This window comes from Isoptericola sp. NPDC060257, from assembly GCF_042726645.1.
GTDB lineage: Bacteria > Actinomycetota > Actinomycetes > Actinomycetales > Cellulomonadaceae > Isoptericola > Isoptericola nanjingensis.
On record NZ_JBHXAW010000387.1, the window covers coordinates 1 to 3,022 of the forward strand.

Annotated in this window: 2 protein-coding genes; one reads left to right on the forward strand and one right to left on the reverse strand. The window is 75.4% G+C overall.

Annotated elements, in window-relative coordinates; genetic code table 11:
• The coding region (locus ACFWEK_RS20370; RefSeq protein WP_430555220.1) for a DUF6114 domain-containing protein at positions 1–1,476 on the forward strand (1,476 nt) is incomplete at its 5' end.
• A 24-nt stretch (positions 1,477–1,500) separates the two neighbouring features.
• On the opposite strand, the gene ACFWEK_RS20375 is transcribed toward ACFWEK_RS20370, so the two are convergent.
• On the reverse strand, positions 1,501–2,916 hold the full coding sequence (locus ACFWEK_RS20375) for an isochorismate synthase MenF (RefSeq protein WP_430547771.1): 1,416 nt from the start codon (positions 2,914–2,916) through the stop codon (positions 1,501–1,503).
• Positions 2,917–3,022 lie beyond the last annotated feature (106 nt).

The window sequence follows — 3,022 nt, forward strand, 5'->3', positions numbered from 1 at the left end:
GCCACCCGCCAGCGGTTCGCCGCCTGGCGGAGGGGCCGGCCCTTCTGGGGCGGCACGCTGGCGATCCTGTCGGGCGTGGTGCTGTGGTTCTCCGGCCGGCTGCAGATCGACAACTTCGAGATCCAGCTCGGCATCGAGGGCATGCAGTCCACGCTGCTGCCCGTGGCGCTGGTGCTCCTCGGCGTCCTGGTGATGACGCAGCCGCAGTTCCGGGTGTTCTACGGGGTCATCACCCTGGCGATCTCGGTCTACTCGCTGCTGGGCGTGAACCTGGGCGGCTTCGGCGTCGGCATGGTCCTCGGCGTCGTGGGTGGCATCCTCGCGGTGTCGTGGATGCCGCGACCCGCCGCCGGGGACGCCGAGGCGGGGCCGGCGACGGACGAGGCGCCCGCGGCGTCGTCCGACCCTGGCGCGACCGCGGTGCCCGCGGACCCGCGGGAGGTGCAGGAGGTCGGCCTCGCCGAGATCCTGCCGTTCGACGAGGAGCCGGCCCGCGGCGGGCGGCACGTGGCCGTCGCCGCCGCGGTCGTCGTGCTCGCGCTGGGGGGCACGGGGGCGACGTCGGTCGAGGCGGCCGCCGCGCCCGCGTCGCAGGTGCGCTCGGCGTCGGACTGCTGGGACCCGCTGGGCTGGCTCGAGTGGGCCTGCGGCAGCGACGACGACGCCGAGCCGACGCCCAGCCCCTCGCCGTCCGCGTCGGAGGACTCCGGCGGCTCCGGCGAGGCCACGGACGACAGCGGCACCGGGGCGACGGGCGACGGCGCGTCCGCCGGCACCGGGGCGGCGGGCGACGAGGCCGCCGACCCGTCCGACGCGGACGGCGACGCCCCGAAGGGCGCCGACGGCAAGGACGCCGACGGCAAGGACGCCGACAAGGGCGGCAAGGCCGACGAGGCCGCCCCGGCCGAGAAGCAGGCGCAGGCCGACGTCGAGAAGGAGTTCGAGCTCGAGCTCGGCCCCTGCGCGCGGATCACGTTCGGCGGCGAGTACGACATCAACGTCTCGCTGCCGGGGGACTGCGGCAAGCGCGAGGACGCCAACGTGTTCTCCGTCGACGGCGAGCTGGAGACGCGGGACCTGCAGCTCCCGCTCACCGGCATCAACGGCATCGACGTGGTCAACGTGCCGGTGACGAACGGCGGTCCCCGCCGTGACGCGCTGCGGATCAGCGTCGACTACGTCAAGGTGCCCGGGTTCTGGCTCAAGACCTACGCCGACAACAACGGCAAGGTCGGCGGCACCGTCACCGACGCGGACTACGTGTCGATGGAGGGCGACGCGCAGATGTACATCTCGTCCATCCACGCGGACCTGCCCGACGGCGACGACTGGGCCGAGCTGGGGGAGAAGATCGCGGCGGGAGCGTCGCCGGTCGAGATGCTGCTCGGTCTGACGGACGCGCGGATCGGCCTCATGGGGGCCACCTCCGACAAGCAGGTCTGGTCCGGCTTCCGCGAGCAGGTCTGGGAGGACTGACACGACGCGTCTCGAGGGGAGGGCTCAGGAGTCGGCGCCGAGCGCCCAGCGCATGGGCACGAGCTTCGCCTCGGACTCGGCGAGCTCGGCCTCCGGGTCGGAGGCGGCGACGATGCCGCAGCCGGCGAACAGCCGGACGTGCCTCGGGTCCGCGGCCGAGAGCTCGGCGGACCGCAGCGCGATGCCCCACTCGCCGTCGCCGTCGGCCCCGACCCACCCGACCGGACCGGCGTAGCGGGACCGGTCCATCCCCTCGATCTCGCGGATGAGGTCGCGGGCGACGTTCGTCGGCGTGCCGCAGACGGCGGCCGACGGGTGCAGCGCAGCGGCCAGCGTGAGCGACGACGGCGCCCGCCCGGCGGCGTCGTGGCCCCGGTCGAGGACGCCGGTGACGTCGGACGCGAGGTGCATGACGTTCGGCAGGTGCAGGACGAACGGGGCGTCGGGGACGTTCATCGACGAGCAGAACGGCGAGAGCGCGGCCGCCACGGACCGCACGGCGTACTCGTGCTCCTCGAGGTCCTTGGAGGACCGGGCGAGCTGCGCCGCGTGCAGCAGGGCGTCGTCGTCGGACATCCCGGCCTCGCGGCGGATCGTGCCCGCGAGCACGCGGGACGTGACGAGCCCCTTCTCGCTGCGCACCAGCAGCTCGGGGGTGGCGCCGACCATGCCGGAGACGGAGAACGTCCAGCAGGCCTCGTAGCGGTCGGCGAGGCGGCGCAGCAGCCAACGCGGGTCGAGGGGGTGCTCGGTGGTGGCGAGCACGTCGCGCGCCAGCACCACCTTCTCGAGGGCGCCCGACCGGATGCGGGCCACGCCCTCGCGCACGACGGCGGGCCAGTCGGTGGCGCCGACGGCGCCGTCGGCGAAGCGGACGCGACCGGGGGCGACGACCTCCGTGCGCGGCTCGCGGCGCAGCGCCGCGGTGCCGGGGGCGGCGTCGAGGCTCGCGCCGGGGGTGATGGTGGTCATCCAGGTGACGCCGGCCCGGCGGCCGACGACGACGCGCGGGACGACGAGCGACCCGTCCGGCCGCAGGTGGCCGGCGTCGTCGCCGTCCTGGTCGTCGAGCTGACCCGCGTCGTCGAAGGCGAACGTGCCGAACGCGACGGGCCCCGTGCCGGGCAGGCGCACGTCGTCGCGCACCACGGCCCGCTGGAGGGTGGTCTGCCAGGCGGCCTCGGCGTCGGCGAACCGGCCGGGTCCGAAGGTGTCGAAGCGGAGGGCCTCGCCCCAGCCGACGATGCCGTCACCGCGCCGCACCCAGCTGAGCGGGCGCGTGTCCGGCAGGAGGTCGACGAGGGCGGTGAGACCGCCGGGAAGGTCGTCGATCCGGGAGGTGCGGACCAGGAGCGCGAGGGGCTCGGTCGCGGGATCGGGGCTGGTGCCGGTGGTCGCGCCCGGGAGGGGGCGCGGCGCCGGCAGGGGCGTGGCGGACATCGGCTCCAGGGTACGCCCGACGGTCCGCCCCGCCCCGCTCACGGGGCGGGGGGCCAGCCTCGTGTGCTGCCGGACGACCACACCACGAGGTCGCCTCGCCCACCCG